At 53.6% G+C, this 19,833-nt stretch carries 19 protein-coding genes; 4 read left to right on the top strand and 15 right to left on the bottom strand.

The genetic code is table 11. The features are described 5' to 3' along the window. Positions 1–149 precede the first annotated feature (149 nt). The 4 genes from HZB34_12960 to HZB34_12945 form a co-directional block, all read right to left on the bottom strand. On the bottom strand, positions 150–932 hold the full coding sequence (locus tag HZB34_12960; GenBank protein MBI5316870.1) for a hypothetical protein: 783 nt from the start codon (positions 930–932) through the stop codon (positions 150–152). A 209-nt stretch (positions 933–1,141) separates the two neighbouring features. Next, positions 1,142–1,534 (bottom strand): VanZ family protein, encoded by a 393-nt coding sequence (locus HZB34_12955; protein MBI5316869.1) that lies wholly within the window; start codon positions 1,532–1,534, stop codon positions 1,142–1,144. A gap of 667 nt (positions 1,535–2,201) precedes the next feature. After that, a complete protein-coding gene (locus HZB34_12950; GenBank protein ID MBI5316868.1) occupies positions 2,202–2,918 on the bottom strand; it encodes a hypothetical protein in 717 nt (238 codons plus the stop codon). A 683-nt stretch (positions 2,919–3,601) separates the two neighbouring features. Next, positions 3,602–3,994, bottom strand: a complete 393-nt coding sequence (locus HZB34_12945) for a hypothetical protein (protein MBI5316867.1) — start codon at positions 3,992–3,994, stop codon at positions 3,602–3,604. A gap of 145 nt (positions 3,995–4,139) precedes the next feature. On the opposite strand from HZB34_12945, the gene HZB34_12940 reads away from it, so the two are divergent. Continuing rightward, positions 4,140–4,823, top strand: coding sequence for a zinc metallopeptidase (locus tag HZB34_12940; protein ID MBI5316866.1), 684 nt, complete (start codon positions 4,140–4,142; stop codon positions 4,821–4,823). A 505-nt stretch (positions 4,824–5,328) separates the two neighbouring features. On the opposite strand, the gene HZB34_12935 is transcribed toward HZB34_12940, so the two are convergent. Beyond that, positions 5,329–6,468, bottom strand: a complete 1,140-nt coding sequence (locus HZB34_12935) for a hypothetical protein (protein MBI5316865.1) — start codon at positions 6,466–6,468, stop codon at positions 5,329–5,331. Between the two features lie 241 nt (positions 6,469–6,709). Further along, a complete protein-coding gene (locus HZB34_12930; GenBank protein MBI5316864.1) occupies positions 6,710–8,059 on the bottom strand; it encodes a dicarboxylate/amino acid:cation symporter in 1,350 nt (449 codons plus the stop codon). 575 nt (positions 8,060–8,634) lie between these two features. Between HZB34_12930 and HZB34_12925 the strand changes: the two genes are divergently transcribed. Next, positions 8,635–9,390 carry a helix-turn-helix domain-containing protein gene (locus HZB34_12925; GenBank protein ID MBI5316863.1) on the top strand — a complete coding sequence of 252 codons (756 nt, stop codon included), beginning with the start codon at positions 8,635–8,637 and terminating at the stop codon, positions 9,388–9,390. A 234-nt stretch (positions 9,391–9,624) separates the two neighbouring features. Continuing rightward, positions 9,625–9,852 (top strand): hypothetical protein, encoded by a 228-nt coding sequence (locus HZB34_12920; GenBank protein ID MBI5316862.1) that lies wholly within the window; start codon positions 9,625–9,627, stop codon positions 9,850–9,852. 567 nt (positions 9,853–10,419) lie between these two features. Here HZB34_12920 and HZB34_12915 read toward each other — a convergent pair. From HZB34_12915 to HZB34_12875, 9 genes are all read right to left on the bottom strand, one after another. Continuing rightward, positions 10,420–11,115, bottom strand: a complete 696-nt coding sequence (locus HZB34_12915; protein MBI5316861.1) for a hypothetical protein — start codon at positions 11,113–11,115, stop codon at positions 10,420–10,422. A gap of 2 nt (positions 11,116–11,117) precedes the next feature. Then, positions 11,118–11,945, bottom strand: coding sequence for a TIGR04255 family protein (locus tag HZB34_12910; protein ID MBI5316860.1), 828 nt, complete (start codon positions 11,943–11,945; stop codon positions 11,118–11,120). A 244-nt stretch (positions 11,946–12,189) separates the two neighbouring features. Further along, complete coding sequence (locus HZB34_12905; protein ID MBI5316859.1) at positions 12,190–12,426, bottom strand: hypothetical protein; 237 nt, start codon at positions 12,424–12,426, stop codon at positions 12,190–12,192. A gap of 242 nt (positions 12,427–12,668) precedes the next feature. Continuing rightward, complete coding sequence (locus tag HZB34_12900; GenBank protein MBI5316858.1) at positions 12,669–12,914, bottom strand: hypothetical protein; 246 nt, start codon at positions 12,912–12,914, stop codon at positions 12,669–12,671. A 254-nt stretch (positions 12,915–13,168) separates the two neighbouring features. Next, positions 13,169–15,046 (bottom strand): sel1 repeat family protein, encoded by a 1,878-nt coding sequence (locus HZB34_12895; protein MBI5316857.1) that lies wholly within the window; start codon positions 15,044–15,046, stop codon positions 13,169–13,171. Positions 15,047–15,975: 929 nt separating this feature from the next. Beyond that, complete coding sequence (locus tag HZB34_12890; protein ID MBI5316856.1) at positions 15,976–16,710, bottom strand: hypothetical protein; 735 nt, start codon at positions 16,708–16,710, stop codon at positions 15,976–15,978. 221 nt (positions 16,711–16,931) lie between these two features. After that, a complete protein-coding gene (locus HZB34_12885; protein MBI5316855.1) occupies positions 16,932–17,336 on the bottom strand; it encodes a DUF2569 family protein in 405 nt (134 codons plus the stop codon). Between the two features lie 626 nt (positions 17,337–17,962). After that, positions 17,963–18,778, bottom strand: a complete 816-nt coding sequence (locus HZB34_12880) for a hypothetical protein (protein ID MBI5316854.1) — start codon at positions 18,776–18,778, stop codon at positions 17,963–17,965. A gap of 108 nt (positions 18,779–18,886) precedes the next feature. Further along, positions 18,887–19,237, bottom strand: coding sequence for a hypothetical protein (locus HZB34_12875; protein MBI5316853.1), 351 nt, complete (start codon positions 19,235–19,237; stop codon positions 18,887–18,889). Between the two features lie 358 nt (positions 19,238–19,595). Between HZB34_12875 and HZB34_12870 the strand changes: the two genes are divergently transcribed. Beyond that, complete coding sequence (locus tag HZB34_12870) at positions 19,596–19,814, top strand: hypothetical protein (GenBank protein ID MBI5316852.1); 219 nt, start codon at positions 19,596–19,598, stop codon at positions 19,812–19,814. Positions 19,815–19,833 lie beyond the last annotated feature (19 nt).

Below are 19,833 nucleotides of genomic sequence, written 5' to 3'. Positions count from 1 at the left end.
GTCTCCGCGATCGTCAGGTCTCTCACTGTCGCAAGCTGCGGGAATGCTCCGGTTCCTCAATGAGAACGCTTCCTCCTATCGGTAGAGTTCACATATTCGACGATATGACGCCTATACGGAGAGGGTTAGAAAAGAGAGAAGACCTACGCTCAATAAGACCCTCTTCGTCCGGGGAATGACTGCATGTTGCGTAATCGGAAGTCCGGCATTTGACCAGGGTGCGGGATGAAGGCTACGTCAGCGATCGCCATTTCGCCGCTTTCACTGGTCGCCACGATCTTCACATCATACCGGTCTACGGGAATGTAGGGATTGGCATCGCCTGGCAGCGAAGTCACGCGTAAGAATGAACAGCCCGTAGGGCCAACACAGAAGCTGAAGACATCGACAAACATGGCATCCCTACCTTGCGGGTCTTTCGTGGGATACACATTGAAGTTCGTGGTTCCGGCCCGGTCGTGCCGCAGTTGAAGATGGCTGCCAATCGCATGGAAATTCTGAGGCTTCTTCTCCAACGAAGCCAGTTTCACCCGCACGTTCCTCAGGGTAGAATCACCGCTGTTGACCAAGGCGATGCGATACCTGTACCAGGATCCACCACTTTGCGCTGCCTGCCACCGATCTAACCCTGGATCCAGCTGCACCCAGGGTTCATCTTCGCGAATCAGAACGGACAACTTTCCTTCTACGATATTCGATCGCGTATACAGGCGAGCACCCCATACCGCAGCACCGACAAACGCCATCCAAAACACCCATGTATCTATGGACTTATCTTTGGCCCATGGGGGAACACGCTCCATGCCGAAATATATGAACCAGGCTTCTACATTGGACCCGGCTTCCCGAGGGGTTACGGTTGAAGCCAACATGAGCAAGGCAAATCCCAGGATCGGAAGGGATTTGATGACCCATTTCCAGGTCGCGGACATTCCACACCCAATGATCCCTCGCCCGCATTATTCATGAACACGTCTGTTGCAATCGCCGATCCGCTGCTGCGATGAGCCTCCGGCCGGCGGGCTTGCCCCTCGGACCCTCAACGTACTGCATGAGTACGCCTCAGGTCCTCAGGGCTCCGCGCGCCGTTCTCGCGACGCGGCTCAGCGATTCCACGGCGAACCTTCATGAATAATGCGGGCTAGCGCTTCCCTGCTCTATACCGTAACGCGATAACAACTCCCAGCACTCCCCCCATCAGATTCGTTGAGACATCCGTCATCGTTGGATGTCGACCATGACAGAAGACCTGAAACAATTCACAGCTGACCGACAAGATCGCGGTGAGCAAGGCAACCGTCATAACCACCCTCTTGCGTAAACGTGGCCGCGCCTGACCATAGAAGAACCCAAATGGCACGTACAGCAGGACGTTTTTCACCGCGTCAGTCAGCAAATTGACCGAGCGCCACACACCCTGAAACGGCACCCAGATCACCTTCTCCCAATGGGGGTGGGTATGAAATGCGGCGCAGGGATAGGTGCTGACAAGGACAATAAGGAGCAGCCAGCATAGCCATAACATTCGCCACATGGGAGATGAGTCTGCTGGTTTGCTCTCGGCTGACAACACTTCCTCCCTTCAACTCCTCTAGAATTCGATCTCGCACTGCGAACAGACATCCCCTGCGAAATCGCCTTACACTCTATGGGGCTGAACAGAGGGACTTTGTAAGGAGACGCATTCTAGGAGGGCTGGTGATGGAGGAGCAAGAGCGATCCAAATTCCTGATGAGCACATCCGGCAGCTGATACCTTCGTCCCCATCTTCTGTGGATAATCCTGTGAATAAGCTCGCGTCTAATTGCTAAACAGACTGAAAAAGCCTACCAGAGAGCACAGTGCCTATATTTTAGGCATTGGGGCCTCCTGACGCGACCCACTATATGTTGGGGTCACATCTATCATCTCGACGAATACGCAACAATTCCTATTGACTCTTGCATTTTCGATAGCCCGTCGAACATGCCCCTGCTACGACAGCAAGGGGGCAACCCTAGATCGCAGTAGTTATCCACAGCTAAGGGTTATTTTTTGAGTATTACACATTCCTTGAACTCCGAAATTACGCATCTAACAAGGCGATCTCCTGCTTCCTGGAGACGATGGCTTCGCCTTGCCGTTATCCATGACGGTACTACCCAGACCATGCTCGACTCGACCTCCACCGCTCAAGTCTCGTACATCGTCGTGGTCGATTCCTACCAGACGCCCGCAGTCCCTTCCGGGCATACAAGCGCCTTCGGGAGAATGAGATACGCCGTGTTATCATCGCGACGGTCCGGCTCATCGGGGTCCGACATCGTAAATCCGATCGCTTCACCTGCGAACGTTTCATCACCGATTCGCAGGACATTCTCGCGGTTCAACATGTTCATAGCGTTCGTACGAGAAACGATCGGTGGATAGGACTGGAACTGGTCCGCCGATAGAAATGGAACCTGGACGGTCACCGACCGGCGGTCTCCATAGAGGAATTGACGCAAATTCCCGTCGATCGGAGTTTTTAAGCTGAACACCGCTGAGGTATTCGGCGGGATAGCCGTAATCGAAAGCATGTAGGTGGACGGGGCGTCAGGAGAAGCCGGTTCCAACCTCCCTGTGGCCTCTACATTTGGCGTCGTCAATAGTTCCGTGGTGGGGCGCAGGACAGGAGTCCGAATGGCGACACGGAGGTTCGTAATGCTCTCGTCCGACACATTTTCAAGGAGAAACTTGCCCAAGACCCAGGACTGCGGCCGAGGAGGCTTGGCACGACCGTCCGGCCATGGTTGTTCAATTCGCCGGAGACGGCAATTGGACACCAAGTTCCGTGTTTCATAAAAAAATGACCTGGCATTCTCCTCGGGCAGATAGGCCCGCTCATAGACATAGAAGGCTACCCCGACCTTGACAAGCGTGGGCTTGAACCAGGACACAACTGTAGGGAGGAAAAACGGTACTGCGGCGGCAAGGAGGCCTATGATGGCGACCTTGTTCAGCCAACTTTGCTGCCAAAACCACCGCCATCATCTCTCGAGAAGCTTCATATCCGTTCGTCAGCCAGGGCGATGTTCAGCCACTTATTTGATTAACGATTGGGATTTTCCACACAGACACCAGGTTCACCATTTTGTATGAATACTGAACGCTCCATCGATGCAGCCATCCGGCATGTTGGAGCATCACCATAGATACATTTTTTGCTATAGGGAGTAACAAGGCAAAATGGGGCTGTGCCCGCAGGAGCCTCGTCTGCTTTTGGATTCGCTTCACATCCACCCTCATTCCCGGCCGCGCGAAGACATTCCTCTAAGTTTACGAAGTCACACGATTTCCCCCAAGCGAAGACGGCACAGTAGGGGGCGGCAGCGGCAACGCCGGTCGTAAGTGCCACAAACAGGCAACTGATAATTATCTTCGTACGCATGTGCGCCTCCGTTTCTAAGCCTCTACTGCGCGCGTGCTAACCAGTTGGAGCCTCAATCGGTTTCGGTGTGAGATTCTCATGCCACCCGCGGGGAGGTGTCAAGGTAAGAAGGTCGCGGCTTAGACCTCCGAACAGTGCGGTGGGTATAGGCGGCCGACCAGAGGGGCCCTATTGCCAGGCAGGCAAACGGGGTTACAACACGTCGCTATTGTGCCGAGAAAAATTCTTGGCCGGCTCCTCAGGACTCTGAAAGCGGAAGTGGAATTCCTGCAGAGCACGGTCTGGATCAAGTCTGAACCACCCTTCAGCCTGGTGATGCTGGTCTGATTTCGATTTGCCCTCGGGATAGAATTTCAACCGCAGATTCCCGCGGCGATCGCCCTTCACCTCATCCGGGATGATGTTGCCCGTAATTTCCAAGTGGTCCTCAAACACATCAAGTGCCCCGTTGAGAAGTGAGCGGAGCACACTCGTCGAGAAACCCTGTTGAAACGGCTGCTCGGGATCGAAAGGCGCTGTCTCTCCTGCCCAGGCCAGGGGGGTCAGCAACAGGAAGAAGAGTGCCGCCGCAGATATCGTTCGCATGCAAGCACTCTATTCCAGGAACGCCACCCGGTCAAGTGCAGCCGAGAGACACTGCTCTGACAGCGTATTCATCCATTGTGTTAACGTGGAGGACGGAGGAGTAGAATCCCACAATCGTGTCGGTCGAAGGTTTTCGGGGAAAACGATGCTTGTAGCCCTGCTGGCGGTCATTGTCGGTATTGTCATATTCGCACCGCAACTCTGGACCAGGCGAGTCTTTGCCCAATATAGTGGGCCCCGTCCCGACTATCCGGGCACAGGAGGAGAATTAGCACGACACCTGCTCAACCGACTCGATATGGCGCACATCACGGTAGACATGACCGAGAAGGGGGACCATTACGATCCTGAGACCAAAACTGTTCGCCTGATGCCAGATCACTTCAGTGGAAAATCGCTCACGGCTGTCACAATTGCCGTCCACGAGGTCGGCCATGCGATACAGGACCATATGGGCTACCAGCCGCTCGCGAACCGCACAAGGCTCGTACGGGTTGCGCAGGGGGCGGAGAAACTTGGGGCGGTGGTAATGATGGGAATTCCGATCGCGACAGCGTTAGCTCGGACCCCTACGGCAGGGCTCTTTGTGCTGATCACCGGAATGGCTACGATGGGGATCGCCACACTCGTGCACCTCATCACGCTTCCAGTCGAGTGGGACGCCAGTTTCAGACGCGCCCTTCCGGTGCTCCAGCAAGGCAATTACCTGTCGTCCGACGACATGCAGGGGGCCCGCCGCATCCTCATCGCGGCAGCTCTGACCTATGTGGCAGCCTCTCTGGCAAGTCTGCTTAACCTGTGGCGGTGGATCGCCTTCCTGCGGCGATAGGCACGCACGATCGGACCCTCTTGCCCGATTCGTTCAGATCGTGAAGTACGCGATGGCGGTGACGGATGAAATTGAAAGCCCGGTTGAGATACATATAACAGAGCACCGACAGGGTAAGTTCACGAGCTTTGCCAATGCACTACCGTTGAGAACGGAGCTGGTGGTTTAGGGAGCTGGAGGGAGCCCGGCTTCCGTACCGTCAGGCCAGGAGGTGCCTTATGGACCTATTTGAAAAGGTCGAGAAACTTCGACAGGACATGGACACCGAAGTCAAGACCTCCTTTAAGTGGGTCGTGTTAGCCGCCGTCTTCGGGCTCGTCGTGGTGTTGATCTTTTATCTACTGGTCGTGTAGCACATGCCGACCCTCACGACATCGCCGTCAGGGATTAATACGGACTATACGAACTAATTAAGAATTTCTCGACGCGTGAGTGAGCAGCCGCCCCAGCAAGTCAGAATGTCCTCGTTTGTTCCGTCCAGGTACTCGGACCCCTTATGCTCGGTTCAGGCACCTTTCAGACTTTTGCGGAAAACCCGCGTGCGGCGCCGGTTGACCACCGCAAAGCGGGACCAGATGTTGACGACCGTCGTGTTGGTTTCGAGTTCGCGGTTGGTTTCAAGATACCGGACATTGGCTGACTTCAACGCCCGCCACATACCCAGGGCCATCATGGGAAGGATTTTCCTAGTATCGGCTTGAGGATGGACACCCGCAAAATAAAAATCGACGGTGTCAAAGCGCTTGAAACCCCGCAGGATATGGAAGAAACCGAAGGGGTACAGCCGGCCCCCTATACGTTGAAACGAACGGCTGAGCGACGGCAAGCCCAGGAAAAATCCCTGGAGGTGTCCAGAGCCATCCACGACCAGCTGCATAAAACGCGGGTCGATGAACCCGAAATATTTCTTTTCGTAGAAGGCTTTTTGGTCATCGGTGAGTGGCGTCACCCCGTAGAGGTGCTCGAAAGAGGCCTCCAGCAGATTCCAGAACTGCCCGCTGTATTCCTTCACTCCTTTCTTGGTCAGGCCTTCCAACAGCCGGTAGCCCTCCGCTTCTGCCGCCGGCATGACTTTTTTTGCGAACATCTGGAACAGCGGCGGCATCTCCTGCGGAAATTCGAGGCGCGTTTCGATATAATCGACATCCTTTTGGAATCCGAGCGCTTCGATCATCGCCGGATAAAAGGGCTTGTTGTAGCTGCCGGCGATGGTGGGCAGCGCATCGAACCCTTCGACCAACATGCCTTCCGGGTCTAAGTCACTGAAACCGTGGGGACCGGTCATCTCCCGGCAGCCCTCAGCGATAAACCATTTTTCCAGGTACCCCATGAGGGCAGCAGCGACATCAGGGTCCGCCACGCTCTCAAACCACCCGAAGCGCCCTCGCATGTATCCCAGCTTGCGGGTTTCCAACGAGTGAATGGTGCCGTATACGCGCCCCACCACGCGTTCACCGCTTCGGGCCAGAAGCAGCTTGGTCTTGGAAATTTTAAACGACGGGTTCTTCGCGGGCGAAAAAAAAGCCAGCTCCTCACGAAGGATCTGAGGGATGTAATTGACGTCACCCCGGTATAATGCGTTGGGCAACTCTACCCATTGTTTCAGGTCCGAAGTTCCATGAACCTCGATGACCGCTATTTCCATTTGAACTTCTTGTCGATTCAAATAATGACATGCGGCCATGGGTCTCTTCCGCGGACGCTGCAGGGAAGGACCTGCCGTTCCAAATCGTAAATCCATAACACATGGGCTACAAAAACTCTATATGTACAGGCGGTCGCATCTTCTGGTTGCCAGAACCTGAAACTCGTAATTCCTGGATTCGGTACGTGAAAACTCCGTAGGGCGGTGCTACAAGGTGCCTTATGGACCTACATAATGCGGGCTAGGGCTCTGTGGAATTCGCGGCTTCAGATTGGGGCTGAAGCGCGATTGTTTCAGCCGCAGCTGTGACACGCCCGACATCGAGGAGGATAGCGACCAGCATGTCGCTCAGGACGTTCACGCCAGAACGGGCTCGGGCGATGATCCAATCCACCGTCATGATCAGTGGAATGGCCGCACCGATCACATGAGGCGGCAAGCCGGCAGCCGAGAGGACGAGCGGCAAGACGATCATTCCGGCTTCCGGAATGCCGGCCACGCCGGCCCCCGCAATCATCGACGCAGCGACGATCAGCACCTGACTGCCCATCGATAGGTCAAAGCCCAGCGCTTGCGCGAGAAAGAGCGCAGCCATCGCTTCATAGAGGGTGATGCCGTCGTTGTTGAGGTTCGTGCCAACACAGGCGGCGAGACGCGCCGACTGAGGCGAGACCTGCATGCGATCGAGGCACCGGAGGGTGACAGGCACGGCGGCGAGACTGCTGTTGCACGACACGCCGGTCATGATTGCGTCGGCCCCTTGTCCCAGATAAATCTTCGGTGACTTCTTCCCGACCAGCCAGGCAACGAGCGGATAGTAGCCAAGCGCGTGGATGAGGAGCCCGACGAGCATGGCGACAAGGAAAATCCAGAGGACGGCGAAGACACCGATGCCCGCTTTGCCGACAACCTGAGCAACGACGCCGAAGACGGCGAGCGGTACTGCGAGGATGATCCATCCGAGTATCTGCACAAGCCACGAATACACGTGCTCAATAACCCGCACCAGAGAATGAATGACTCCGTGACCTTGCTCCGCATTGCCATGCAAGCGGCGAAGCGTGGCGCCGATGCAGAGGGCAAGGAGGACGACTCCAATGATGTTGCCGGTTGAAAATGGCGCCATGATGGTGCGGGGAATATAGGACGCCAGGTATTCGATCGGACTCTGTGTTCCAGTCTGCACTGTCGCTGAGGCGCCCGCCGATGGCTTGGTGATTGGCACGACGTTCAGCAATTCGTCGACGTGGCCCAACCACGCAAGCCCCGGCTGCCAGGTATTCATGATCACGAGACCGATCGTCATGGCCACGGAAACGTTGATGAGGCAGATGAGGAGCAGCTTGGTCCCCTGACGCAGCGGGAGACTGGTGCGGATGAGCGCATCCAGGATCGCAAAGAAGATGAGTGGGATGGCGAGGGTCTTGAGCAGCGTGACAAGCAGCAGGCCAAGCCATCCCAGATCCTCGTTGCGCAGGCCGCCCAGATAGGGTTCTTGACCGAAGACCACTCCAAGCAGCGCGCCACAGGCCACGGCGATGAGCACTTGTGTGTAGAGCGGCAGCGGGATCAAGCGTGGTGTGGTCTGCATAGTGGTGTTGTGGGGGCCGAGGAAGAATACCCCTTTCCCTGCGAGAAAGCATCCCAACTTGAGAGGGAAGGTGCCCTCCCCAGCGGGCTCTATTGCGAGGAGGAGATCCCCGTACGAATGATAAAAAGTGACGGTCAACTGGAGGGGTTGATCCGGCTGCATCAATACAGAGAGGGTGCACCCGAATAGCCGCCGGCACGCGCAAGTGAAATATCTGATAAAAGGACAGGTCTACTGGAGGGGTTTATCCGTGCCCCATAATTGTGAGGCGCATGGCACGAACGAAGTTCGGTTTGGTGGGCCGTGTAGGGGTCGAACCTACGGCCCGCTGATTAAGAGTGGCAACAGAGCAATAATTCGAACTGCTCGATGTTGCGAAGGTTTCCCCGTTTATCTTTGAAAATCATGAGCTTGCTGGCTTTCTACTGATTACATTGCTTCTAGCTAATTTGGTCGTTTGTGAGGATTTCCCGCACAAAATTAGCACACCAAGCATTAAGACCTCGGGACACAATTTACTCTTGATTTAGTGATAATTAGGAGTATAGTGTTGCGTAACACTTAACACTATAATTATGACAAAATCGTTCGGCAAGGCACTTCAGCATCTCAGGCGTGAGCAAGGGCTTGGACTACGAATGGCCGCAGAGGAGCTTCATTTATCGGCTGCTTACCTCAGCAAAATAGAACAAGACAAAGAGCCGCCGCCTCGACCAGAGGTTATTAGAAGAATGGCCACGCTATTTGGAGGAGAAGATACGCTTTTTGATCTGGCGAGGACAAATGATCCTGGTTTGATGGATTTTCTCCGAAGTAATCCTTCAGCTAGAGAACTCGTTCGTACAGTAATGCTGGCCAAATTGAAGGATGCCGATATTAGAAGAATTATCTCGCAGATCAATGAAGGGAGTGAAGGCAAAAGTTCGAACAGAAAGGAGCGAACCATGATACAGCAAGCACCTTGGTCGACGGTTTGGCCAAAGTTTCTCCAAAACCTTCTTAATCAACCGAGATGTCCGAGACATCCTGATTGCCCTCATGTGAAATCCATGGTTCAGGGAGTGATTAACGACGTGTTATCTGTTGGTGCCGATGGAATTCGGGTCAGATCACATCGTACAAATAACGTCGATGAGATACCGGAGGAACGATTTAAGGTGTGGTGGAAGCATCTGTCCAGGAACGGCTCCGCTTCCTTGGTGCCTGGTGGCCCGAACAATCCTCACCCTTGGCGATCCCGAATTGTAGGGGCCATATTAGCCACAGCCTTGCCAGATGAAATCGAAATTGAAACTTCGAACAGCATTATTCTTAAGAATACGAAGGCTTGACGCGCAGAGGGAGTCAAGGCAATGCCCCCAACAAAGAGAATCGGTTTAGTGTCATGCGTTAAACGGAAGCTTGCAGTGCCAGCTCATGCTGAACAGTTGTATACCTCTACGCTTTTCAAGAAATCACGTGAATGGGCCATAACAAACTGTGACGAATGGTATGTGCTCTCAGCCAAGTACGGGCTAGTAAGACCCTCAAAGAGAGTTGAGCCCTATGAAAAAACGATGAAGGAGATGTCAACTTCTGCAAGACTACAATGGGCTGGAAGGGTGTATCGGATGATGGGCCGGGCAGGACTCTTGCGCGAGGGTGTGATCTTCATATGGCTTGCCGGGAGGGACTATAAGAAGGAACTCAGTGAGTTACTCAAGAAGTACCAACAAGAAGATCCGATGGAACACAGAAGGATGGGAGAACGACTGAGATGGCTCAATCTTGCCTTGTCGGTGAATCAAAAATGAAAGTAGTGCTAGATTAGTATTCATTCTTGAAAACGCTATGAGATATGGCAAAAAGAGAGGTCGGTGACTCTAACTAACGATCGGATCTATACGGGTGGTTGAGTCGGGCTGGTCATCGTCAGGTGGTGGTCTGACCCCCACCTCTGATGAGTCGTTCTCCTTCTTTAATCGCTTCAATGATTTTGGTTCTTCCTGGGCCTGAGCAACTACGTTCCATGGTATCAATCATCCTCTTAGCCTGGTCAACATGGGCCTTTACATTCTCTGGATTTTCAGCTTGTGTGTTCGTCATTCGATAATCAGCTGAGATGCGAAAACCTTGTAAGTCTCCAAGTTGAGAGCTGACATTTTGTAGGTCCTTATCTTTGCTGTAACTGAGCTTATTTCTAACCTCCCCGTGGCCACTAGAGCCTGTCGATATTGGGAACCCCATTTCGACTAGTCTCTGGGAGGCAAGATTATAAACGGCGTAGTAGGCGCGACTTGTTGCAGTTCTCAGGCGTTCGGGTTGTGGAGTTCCGGAGGCAAGTAGTTGTGCGAGTTCAAGAAACTTTCTGGGGTCCACGGCTATATCAAGTCATAAATTAGCCGAATCTTGTCTCGGGCTGGCCACGGAATATTGTCAACTAACATTGTGGTGTAGTCGTCATACATGTCAAGCACGGTTCTAATTTCCCCATGGATCTGCACTACAATGGCAACCCACTCATCATCACTTTCAGGATCATTCTGTGCAGTTACTTCAATGCTCTTGAGGCCCAGGAAGGCTTGCCGAGCCAGTCGCAGTGCTCGTTGGAGGTAGCTTGATAGTCTATAACGTTCGCAAAGCGTCTGAACTTCGTCCGAAAGAAGTACGCTTTTAGCTTGAGTGTTTTGTTGCACCTCTACAAAGGTGCCAACTAACTCATCCATCCAAAGTAGGTTGCGGACTCCTTGGCCAAGATTGGAAATAGCGATATTTCTTAGATCAAAAGACTCTGAAGGAGTCCATTGAACAAGGCAGCCTGCATTACTAACTGTCGTATTGGTGGTTATGTTCAAGAAGTCGCTAACGGTAACTAATCCTTGATCGCCCCAAGTCTCAGCGGCTGTAGAAGGCAGATACGTAAGTGCTGATGGAATACTCGACCTCTGAAGAGTGAAAAACTTGGGCCGCAGTTCATCTAGCCCTTCCAGGGCCGAGGGGACGATGTATGCGCGCCTATACAGCGTCCCTGTGTGTCCATGTTTGGAAGTGATATCTTCAACGGCGTAGTCGGTCAAGGTTATCCCTTCCGCCCCCACAGCTCTCTCTGCACATGGGCATCAGTTAGATCCGTGAAGCCTCTGACAATCCATTCGCGACCAAGGGAAAACCAATCCTTGATCTTAGAGAGCTCAGTTGTTGATGGCATTCCTCTGGCTGTTAACTCAAGGAGCAGAACGGGCGTCTTTTCCTTTCGACGCAAAGCGTGACGCAAAGACACATGCAAACGCCCTTGACTGTTAGGAAGGAGGAAAGAGGTTTTCCAGGAGAGCGATTCTGGATTGGGGAGAAACTCGTGTTCCCTGTGCCAGCGCATATCAGGGAAAACAGACTCGATTTCTTCCACAACAGATTTGCCTTCACGAACAGGGATGTGATTGATGTATGTCAATTCCAATTGGTTCAATTTTGGCGCAGAAACGCTTTCGGAACGACAAAATTGCGAAAACTTCTCCCAGGCTTCGAAAAACTTTTCAGATACCGCGTTAAATCTTGGGTAAACGTCTCCTTCTTTTACTCTCTTCCAGTTATGGAGGAATCGATCATTCTGAATCTGCATGACCCAGTTCTCATTGGCATCCAGGAAAAAAACCCGTGGGAGAGGAGGTCCCTCCAGGAGTTCGAGAGATGCTGTTTCCGTTTTTGCCTCTTGATCAAAGCGTTCTATTACTTGAGATAGAACAGGCATTTCCTGAAATTTAGGGTAATCGCTCTTGATATTCTGCCAAAGTAATCCAATCAGAGGAGTGCGCAGTTCTATAAGCGAGGCGAACTGCATACCATAAACCACTTCAATTACAGGAGGGCGTTCGTAGTCTGGGAGAGAGGTAGATTGCTTTTTAGCCATGAATGGCGATATGGCTGGAGTCACAGCGTGTCAACATCATTATTATCGGAAAATTCTGATCTAAGCAACGTATAAGTTGCTTCCGACCCCCAGAATGGATGTACTCCCCCATGCACGACTACTTAGTTGTCCCCATTGGGTAACAGTATAGCCTCTATGTTTAGAGGAAGGCTAGGCTCACGGCAGGCTAGTGTCAAGAGTGAAGGAAGCCCCCGGAGGGCCGGAGGCTTCCCAGTGAAGCAGCTCAGCGATTCAAGACATGAGCGGCCATCCACTCCTTGGCCTCACGGGCTACCGTGAGCAGTGCCTCCAGGTCGTTGAAACCGAATGAGGTGCCGTTGCGCCACGCCCCGGACTGATCTTTGAAGGGCCTAGAGAAAATCGTTGAGAAGAACGGACCCTTCTCGCTGCTATTCTGCCAGATGGTCGCTTTGATGTTGCCACATCGCAGCTGGTTCGCAGGTTTGTTGTTGGTAGCCATCTTGGTTCCTCCTTGTTGAAATGAAGTTGGCTCTCTCGCAGGAAGAGGAGAGTCAACGCACATTTCGGGGAGGAAACACGAGGCAGAGGCCGTCGGCGGCGTGCCGGAGAGGAAGAAGCGGCGGGAGTGACAGTCTGACTGGCGCGAGCGTTGCGCCTCGCAGGTGCTAGCCGGTCGGCTACTGCCGGTGGCTACCACAAAACCTGATTGGATGCGATAAAGCCAAGCAACGTCGGTCCTGATTAGCGACCGGATCGAGATGGCCTGTTGAGGGGCTCGAACGGAGTATTTGGGTTAATCTTGTTGATCGGGTTGAGCGGATTGTTGGGATTGACTTCGTTAATAGGATTAAAGGGATTGTTCGGATTGATACGATTGATCGGATTCGCGGGATTGCCGGGATCGACACTGTTAATTGGGTTGAATGGATTCTTGGGATCAACGGAGTTGATGGGATTGAGAGGATTATCAGGACGGTACTCGTTGATCGGATTGAAGATGTTGTAGTCGCGCTCATATTTCTCGTCGAAGCCAGGATCGGCAAACACGGGTGTGACGGAAAAGAGCAGCGACAGGAGAAGGAGGACGACAACCACCATAACAATCCTCTTTACTGAGCCTTAACCTCAGCCTCAGCCTCAAGCTTTCTTTCCCACCGCCAGTCTATTCCCAGCCAGGGCATCAGCACAAGGGAGGTCACGGTGCAGAAAAAGGCAGAAGGCAGAACGTTTCAGTTTATTTCTTAGCACTTACACTTCACGGGCTTCCACTCGCGAACCAGTCGCTGTGCCTCGGCCAACTGCTGTGTTGATATCTTCCCTGCAATACCATCACGGCATTTGACAGCTTCTTTTCTGTGCCCATTACCAGTCTGAGTAGAACTGGCAATCGCATACCACTTGTAAGCCTGCACATCGTCTCGCGTCACACCGAGTCCTTCGGCGTACATCAAGCCGAGCGCGTATTGCCCATCCGCATCCCCGGCCTCCGCGGCTTTCGTAAACCAGTGCACCGCCTGCACGTCGTCTCGTGTGACACCGCACCCGTTTATGTACATGACGCCAAGGCTGTACTGCCCCTCCGCAGATCCGGCCTCCGCGGCCTTCGTATACCAGCGCATCGCCTGCGCGTCGTCTCGTGTGACACCGCGCCCTTCGGCGTAACTCAAGCCAATCGCGTACTGCCCCTTCGCATGTCCGGCCTCGGCGGCCTTCGTAAACCAGTGCGCCGCCTGCGCGTCGTCTCGCGTCACACCGCGCCCCTGTGTGTACATGAAGCCAAGCATGTACTGTGCGGCCGCATGCCCAGCCTCCGAGGCTTTCGTAAACCAGTGCACCGCCTGCGCGTCGCATCGTATGACATCGCGCCCCTGTGTGTACGTGATGCCAAGCATGTACTGTGCGCCCGTATGCCCAGCCTCCGCGGCCTTCGTATACCAGTGCGCCGCCTGCGCGTCGTCTCGCGTCACACCGCACCCCTGTGTGTACAAGAAGCCAAGCATGTACTGTGCGCCCGCATACCCGGCCTCCGCGGCTTTCGTAAGCCAGTGGACCGCCTGCGCGTCGTCTCGTGTGACACCGCGCCCTTCGGCGTAACTCAAGCCAAGCTCGTACTGCCCCTTCGCATGCCCCGCCTCCGCGGCTTTCGTAAACCAGTGCACCGCCTGCGCGTCGTCTCGCGTCACACAGCACCCTTTTGTGTGCATGACGCCAAGGCTGTACTGCCCCTCTGCATGCCCGGCCTCCGCGGCTTTCGTAAGCCAGTGGACCGCCTGCGCGTCGTCTCGTGTGACACCGCGCTCTTCGGCGTAACTCAAGCCAAGCATCCACTGTGCGCCCGCATGCCCGGCCTCCGCGGCTTTCGTAAACCAGCGCGCCATTTGCGCCTCGTCTCGCGTCACACCGTGCCCGTTCTTGTACATGAAGCCAAGCCTGTACTGCCCCTCCGCATCCCCAGCCTCCGCGGCCTTCGTATACCAGCGCACCGCCTGCACATCGTCTTGCGTCACACCGCGCCCGTCGGCGTACAGCCAGCCAAGCATCTGCTGTGCGCCCGCATACCCGGCCTCCGCAGCCTTCGTAAACCAGTGCACCGCCTGCGCATCGTCTCGCATCACACCGCGCCCGTCGGCGTACATGTAACCAAGCATGTACTGTCCATTGACATCCCCAGCCTCCGCAGCTTTCGTATACCAGTGCACCGCCTGCACATCGTCTCGCGTCACACCGAGCCCGTCGGCGTAACTCAAGCCAAGCTCGTACTGCCCCTTCGCATGCCCGGCCTCCGCGGCCTTCGTATACCAGTGCACCGCCTGCGTGTCGTCTCGTGTGACACCGAGCCCGTTGGCGTAACTCAAGCCAAGCACGTACTGCCCCTCTGCATGCCCGGCCTCCGCAGCCTTCGTATACCAGTGCACCGCCTGCGCGGCATCTGGGGTCACACCGCGTCCTTTGCCGTACATCAAGCCGAGCGTAAACTTTGCCCCCGCATCGCCTTGCCCGGCAGCCTCCAAAGCCTTCTCCAAGGGCGATCGATCTCTTACCTCTTTTCCTTCAAGCTTCAGGCCATTGTTACAATAGAAGAAAAAGTTCTCAAATAACGCAACACCCAATTTAAACATCGCAGACTTGTCGTCTTGCTGGGTTGGCTGGGTATTGAGGATGTTCTCAACGGTGATTGAATCGCCCAGAACAGTTAGTACCAGCTCCCCATCACGAGACGGGAACTTTTGGATGTTAAGGACTGCCCGCCTGACTTCCAGTCCCTGCTCCTTAGTCATCACGTGGCCTGTCTCAATGGCATGGGCTTTATATAATGCGAGCTTGTGCATAAAGATGGCAAAATCGGGATGCTCTATAGGTGCACAAACCGCCTCAAGCCAAAGAAGAACATCCGCCAAACATTTTTTGTATTTCATCAACTCTGCAACGTAAACATCAAAAGACCTACAATGTTGGCAAAATGTATGCGATGAAGGTGTTTCCCTGCCGCAAGTATTGCACTTGGCCATTGCCATTAACGGCTTGAAATTGTCTATAACTCGTTGGATCCCAGGCGTGGCACGGTGCTTTTGAATTACGGCAACAACTTCATCGGTATTTGGATCCGATTTAAATTTCGCGAATCTGTCCTCAAAGTCATCGGTAATTCCAGTAATTGGAAGACCATCACGTAACCACCCGCCAGTTGTCGCTATAGTGCTATAACGCATTGTGGAGGTGCTGAGAAACAACCCTAACTTAATTTCTTCGGTTGAAGCAGGTAGAAATCCGCAGTCTGTACACGGAGTCGCTAAATATGGTATTAGCGCAGCGCATTTTTGGCACAAATACACGATTAATGCTTGGGGCTCACCCATATTAGAGCGTGCCTCAACGCTTTTCTCTTTTTTCCCAAATAATCCGAAAAGCACTTTATCGTTCTCCCGTCCACCCGTGTCAACAACTATGGGCTGTTACCGCACCTAATCCACCCCCGCAGTCGAGAGGTGGTGTGGCTTTCTCCACATGGAGAGGTTCTACTACCGGTGAATCGCTGAGCGTGCGAGCATTATCGCGTACACCCTAAAACCCCTGAGACAACCTTTCGCGTGGTAAATATCACGACGCTATTCCCATACCCCCAAGTATCCACACTGTCCCAATTGCCCTCTTCTTGTATTACCTTACGAGACACCCCGTCTGAGGGCCCCAGCAATTTCCCCACTTCAGATTGATTCATTCCGGGAGTGATATATTGACAGGCTTTCAGAGAGCGAGACATTACTCGCTCCTGAACTTGACGGGAAAGTCGGCTTACTTCCTGTTCATTCGCGTCGAGCTTGGCGTCTGCCTCTTTGAGGCGGTCGACCAACGAGACACTTCCCTCTGACCGATTGGTCGACGTACCGGTCGACTGAATTGTCTTATTGATCTGCTGCAACACATGCTCAACTTGCCGCTGCTGCTGATCCAGTTTCGTGGCTTTTTCGCCGAGTGTTTGCTGGATCACTGCCAGTTCTTTCCGCGACTCCTCTATGGCCTGCTCCTGGGCCCGGCTCTGTGCCTGAAGACGACCTTGAATCGCTACGAGCTTGGACGCAGGAACTCGCAACAGGCGATACACCGTCACGGTGCCATCCGCGTTCGGCTCCTCAAACGTCATCTGCGTCTCAATCACGAGCCCTTGCGCTTCGAGGTTGGTGATCTGTGCGAAGTTCATCAGCTCAACCTTGCCCTGCTCAAACGCCTGCCGTCGCCCTTGTTCAACCGTCCGTGCTTTTGACGCCACCCCCACGACAAACAACTCGTCTCCTTCGATAAACGATGATTTCTCAGTCCAGAATGGGCGGCTTGCAGGGTAGACTGCGGAAACTGAACATAGCCCCAGGAGGACCATCAGACTTATGCAAACGAGGTTCATGGGCTTTGTTCCGACAGACATACGCGATCTGTTCATCAGGGCGATCTTCATGCACGGAGGTAATGTTAGTGACCGTCTCTCTTGCTTTCTGTTCAGAGGGAAGATCACGTGTGAGCCACGACATTATCTTGACCCGTTTTCACACTGTGCTCAAACGTCACCCGGACGCGCTTCGACCTTTGGAGATATGTAACCCAGATCGCACAATTAACTACGTATGTAAAAAAGCTCAGTGCGAGCGCATCCACCACTGCAGGGGATGGGTCTAGAAAGCCTCTGAGAGCCTGGGCTGGCCAGATACTTAACAAAATGCAGACAGATATTGGACGAAAGCTCTGATGTTTTGAGAAAAGCAGCCAATAGATTGTGATTGCTGCCAGCGCGTCGATCAACAGAGCAACTTTTAGGGCTCTGATGATTGGGATATCGTGGGCCAAGAAATCGATAGGACCGACCGCTTTAAATGCTTCAGAAAGGATTGGCTGGAATTCTTGAATAAAGCCGAACATGAGGGCGAAAGCAAACCCGCTTAGCCATCCCCTCACACCGTAGAGTGGATGGCACGTTGCATCCTCAGCACTAATTCGTGTCCAAGTGTTCATTAAGGATAGACCAGTGTTTCCAGTGGCTCCAAAATGGGACTCCACACCAGACACCTCAAGGCTAGCTCGACTGTGGGAAGGTGTCTATCCTACTTTATGGGTAAGATGTGCAATTTCTCTGTTCGGGAGAAGTCACTGAGATTGGGGTTTATGCTGCTACAAGCTATTTTTGATGCTAGCTACTTCTTCTTTCGCCACTCCCACGGCGGCATGGGTTAGACGGAGCAAGAAAACTGCGTGAATCCATATCAGCACACCAGACCTACTTCGATAGGCGCTACTCGATGAATAGCCCGCTGACCTCTAACGAGGCTGTAAGGAAACACCTTGAGGGGTTCTAGCAAATCATTTTCGGCGATCGGTTGCCTGTTCCCACGTTAGAGATAGTTGAATACAGCGCATTCTGATGGGTCGGTTTTAGAGTTCATCACGGCCTCATGTTTCCGCAGGGATGGTTTGTACAGTCTCCGGCTAGCGTCACGCTCGCTCACTCACATGGATTAAAGGTTAGCCAGCAAGCCTACGATTGAAAATCATGCGTGAATCGTGAAGGCACCCTTCGAAGCGATGGCAATTAGAGGGGCCAAATCCTCTACGATTTTCCGGTTACTTTCGCGGGAGGCAAGAAGGCCTGAAATGGAGGAAGCAATATCCTTCGCGTCTTGCTCGGAAATGGGATATGAACCGGGGAGCACGTTTATCGCGGTGCCCGAAGCATCGAAGAGATTGGCGGCGCCGGGCCATCCTGATGAGCGAAGGCAGAGCACAATAGTAGTGAACAGCGTAGCTTTGATGCGAACCGAATGCTCGCGGCTTGTGAGGGTGTACTCGCGGTCCCCGAGGTTTGCGTTGATGAACACCGCTCCGTCTGCTGACGGATATGGTGCCTGTTGTGCAGCGTTCGACAACTGGCAGCCGCACTTAGTGCAGTACCGAAATCCTGGTTGCATTGGCGCTGCACATCTGTGGCATGCGAGTCGATTGGGAGGAGACTCTGTTGACGGATGTGGTGCCTGTTGTGCGGCGTTCGGCGAAGCGGCGACGATGAATTGGTCGTAGATTGCGCTGGCGTCCTCAGCCGACAATATTCCCATGCCACGCCTGAGGATATACCCTACGATTCTGGGCTTGGTCTTGTCCTCGGCGGTGTGAGCCAAGTACTTTGTTGACGCGTAGAGTTGGGCTGCGCCTTCCGGTGGAATTCGGTTGTCAAGCATGGCTGAGATTGATCTTCCTGCGGCTTGAATTTGCTCGGGGCCGCCGGGAAAGAGAATAGGTGCAAGTCGTAGCAACTCCTCCTCCATTGCGTCGCCAGGCGACTTCTTACGGAATATGTCGAAAAGACCCATGTAAGCCTCCCTCAGCTAGGAGCACGCTCGTGGCCCATCATGCCGTTGAATGGTTGAGCGCAAGTGTGTGACATCCTCCGGGCTGCGCAAGTTCGAGCAGCGAAAGAGTCAGCCGCCCCGAGACACATAACTAAACATAAAGTAGGCACAAAAAGGCCAACCAACAAACGCCCCGACGCTGAGCGCCGTTGCGCCAACGAGACGCTCGACCCAAAAACCAAGTATTGACGCTAGTAGCCCGATGACAAAGACGAACAGTGCTGCCCACCAAACGACATTCCAGCCGTAGTACACGAGGTATGCAAGGCCGGTGGCCATGCCCAATAGCGCGGACATGTTGAGGGCCAGCGCATAGCTTTGATTTGAGCTGCGAAAATTCTTAGCGTGAAGCTGCTGATAAAAGACGAAGATGCTAAACAGACAATAAAAACCTATCGACGGCCAGGATAGAGTTTGCATGTTACTATCCTCATTTAGAAAGGCCAGCACTTCAATTCCCCGTTTGGTGGGGAATTGAACAAACCGTCTAAATTCTAGGAGAGAGTCGCGCTAGCGTTGCCGAACAGCCTGCCGAGCCGCCAGCGTTGCCCCCCATTCGAAAGTCCAGGGTTCCGCGACAGACTGGGAAAAGATTCCTGAAATCATCGTTGGTGCTCCGTTCATGGAAAGGTTAGTCATTCCATTAGGGGTTCTACCACAATGGTAGTTGAGCCTTTTCGATACCGTCACCCAATAGCCGGTACTTAAGCGGGGTAGATACGAGTACGCCTTGGGGGGTAAATTGCCACCAGCGCACAGGGAAACGCGGGGTGCAATTATGAAAGGGATCGATGGAGAAGAATTGAGTGGCCTCGGAGTGACTGTAGGCGTAATTGTCTGGTTGGTTATTATGGCGATGGTCGGAGCAGAAAAATCCCCTGGAGCAAGTATAGGGGTGGGTGGAGATGCCATCTTGCTCGGCATTATTGCTATCGGAATGCTGGCCCCGGCCTGGTTCGCCGCCTCGTTCATCTCCATCTTCTTCAAAAAGAAGTAGCACCCCACCGGGGAGTGGG

Source organism: Nitrospirota bacterium (genome assembly GCA_016219645.1).
In the GTDB taxonomy this organism is placed as follows: Bacteria; Nitrospirota; Nitrospiria; order Nitrospirales; family Nitrospiraceae; genus Palsa-1315.
The sequence above is the reverse complement of the archived record's forward strand: the minus strand, read 5'-3'. Positions and strand labels throughout refer to the sequence as shown.

Coding starts and splice junctions, on each gene's coding strand:
- HZB34_12960 (MBI5316870.1), bottom strand. CDS start 932: ATGTCCGCGACCTGGAAATGGGTCATCAAATCCCTTCCGATCCTGGGA.
- HZB34_12955 (MBI5316869.1), bottom strand. CDS start 1,534: ATGTGGCGAATGTTATGGCTATGCTGGCTGCTCCTTATTGTCCTTGTC.
- HZB34_12945 (MBI5316867.1), bottom strand. CDS start 3,994: ATGCGAACGATATCTGCGGCGGCACTCTTCTTCCTGTTGCTGACCCCC.
- HZB34_12940 (MBI5316866.1), top strand. CDS start 4,140: ATGCTTGTAGCCCTGCTGGCGGTCATTGTCGGTATTGTCATATTCGCA.
- HZB34_12935 (MBI5316865.1), bottom strand. CDS start 6,468: ATGGAAATAGCGGTCATCGAGGTTCATGGAACTTCGGACCTGAAACAA.
- HZB34_12930 (MBI5316864.1), bottom strand. CDS start 8,059: ATGCAGACCACACCACGCTTGATCCCGCTGCCGCTCTACACACAAGTG.
- HZB34_12925 (MBI5316863.1), top strand. CDS start 8,635: ATGACAAAATCGTTCGGCAAGGCACTTCAGCATCTCAGGCGTGAGCAA.
- HZB34_12920 (MBI5316862.1), top strand. CDS start 9,625: ATGTCAACTTCTGCAAGACTACAATGGGCTGGAAGGGTGTATCGGATG.
- HZB34_12910 (MBI5316860.1), bottom strand. CDS start 11,945: ATGGCTAAAAAGCAATCTACCTCTCTCCCAGACTACGAACGCCCTCCT.
- HZB34_12905 (MBI5316859.1), bottom strand. CDS start 12,426: ATGGCTACCAACAACAAACCTGCGAACCAGCTGCGATGTGGCAACATC.
- HZB34_12895 (MBI5316857.1), bottom strand. CDS start 15,046: ATGTTTAAATTGGGTGTTGCGTTATTTGAGAACTTTTTCTTCTATTGT.
- HZB34_12885 (MBI5316855.1), bottom strand. CDS start 17,336: ATGTTCGGCTTTATTCAAGAATTCCAGCCAATCCTTTCTGAAGCATTT.
- HZB34_12880 (MBI5316854.1), bottom strand. CDS start 18,778: ATGGGTCTTTTCGACATATTCCGTAAGAAGTCGCCTGGCGACGCAATG.
- HZB34_12875 (MBI5316853.1), bottom strand. CDS start 19,237: ATGCAAACTCTATCCTGGCCGTCGATAGGTTTTTATTGTCTGTTTAGC.
- HZB34_12870 (MBI5316852.1), top strand. CDS start 19,596: ATGAAAGGGATCGATGGAGAAGAATTGAGTGGCCTCGGAGTGACTGTA.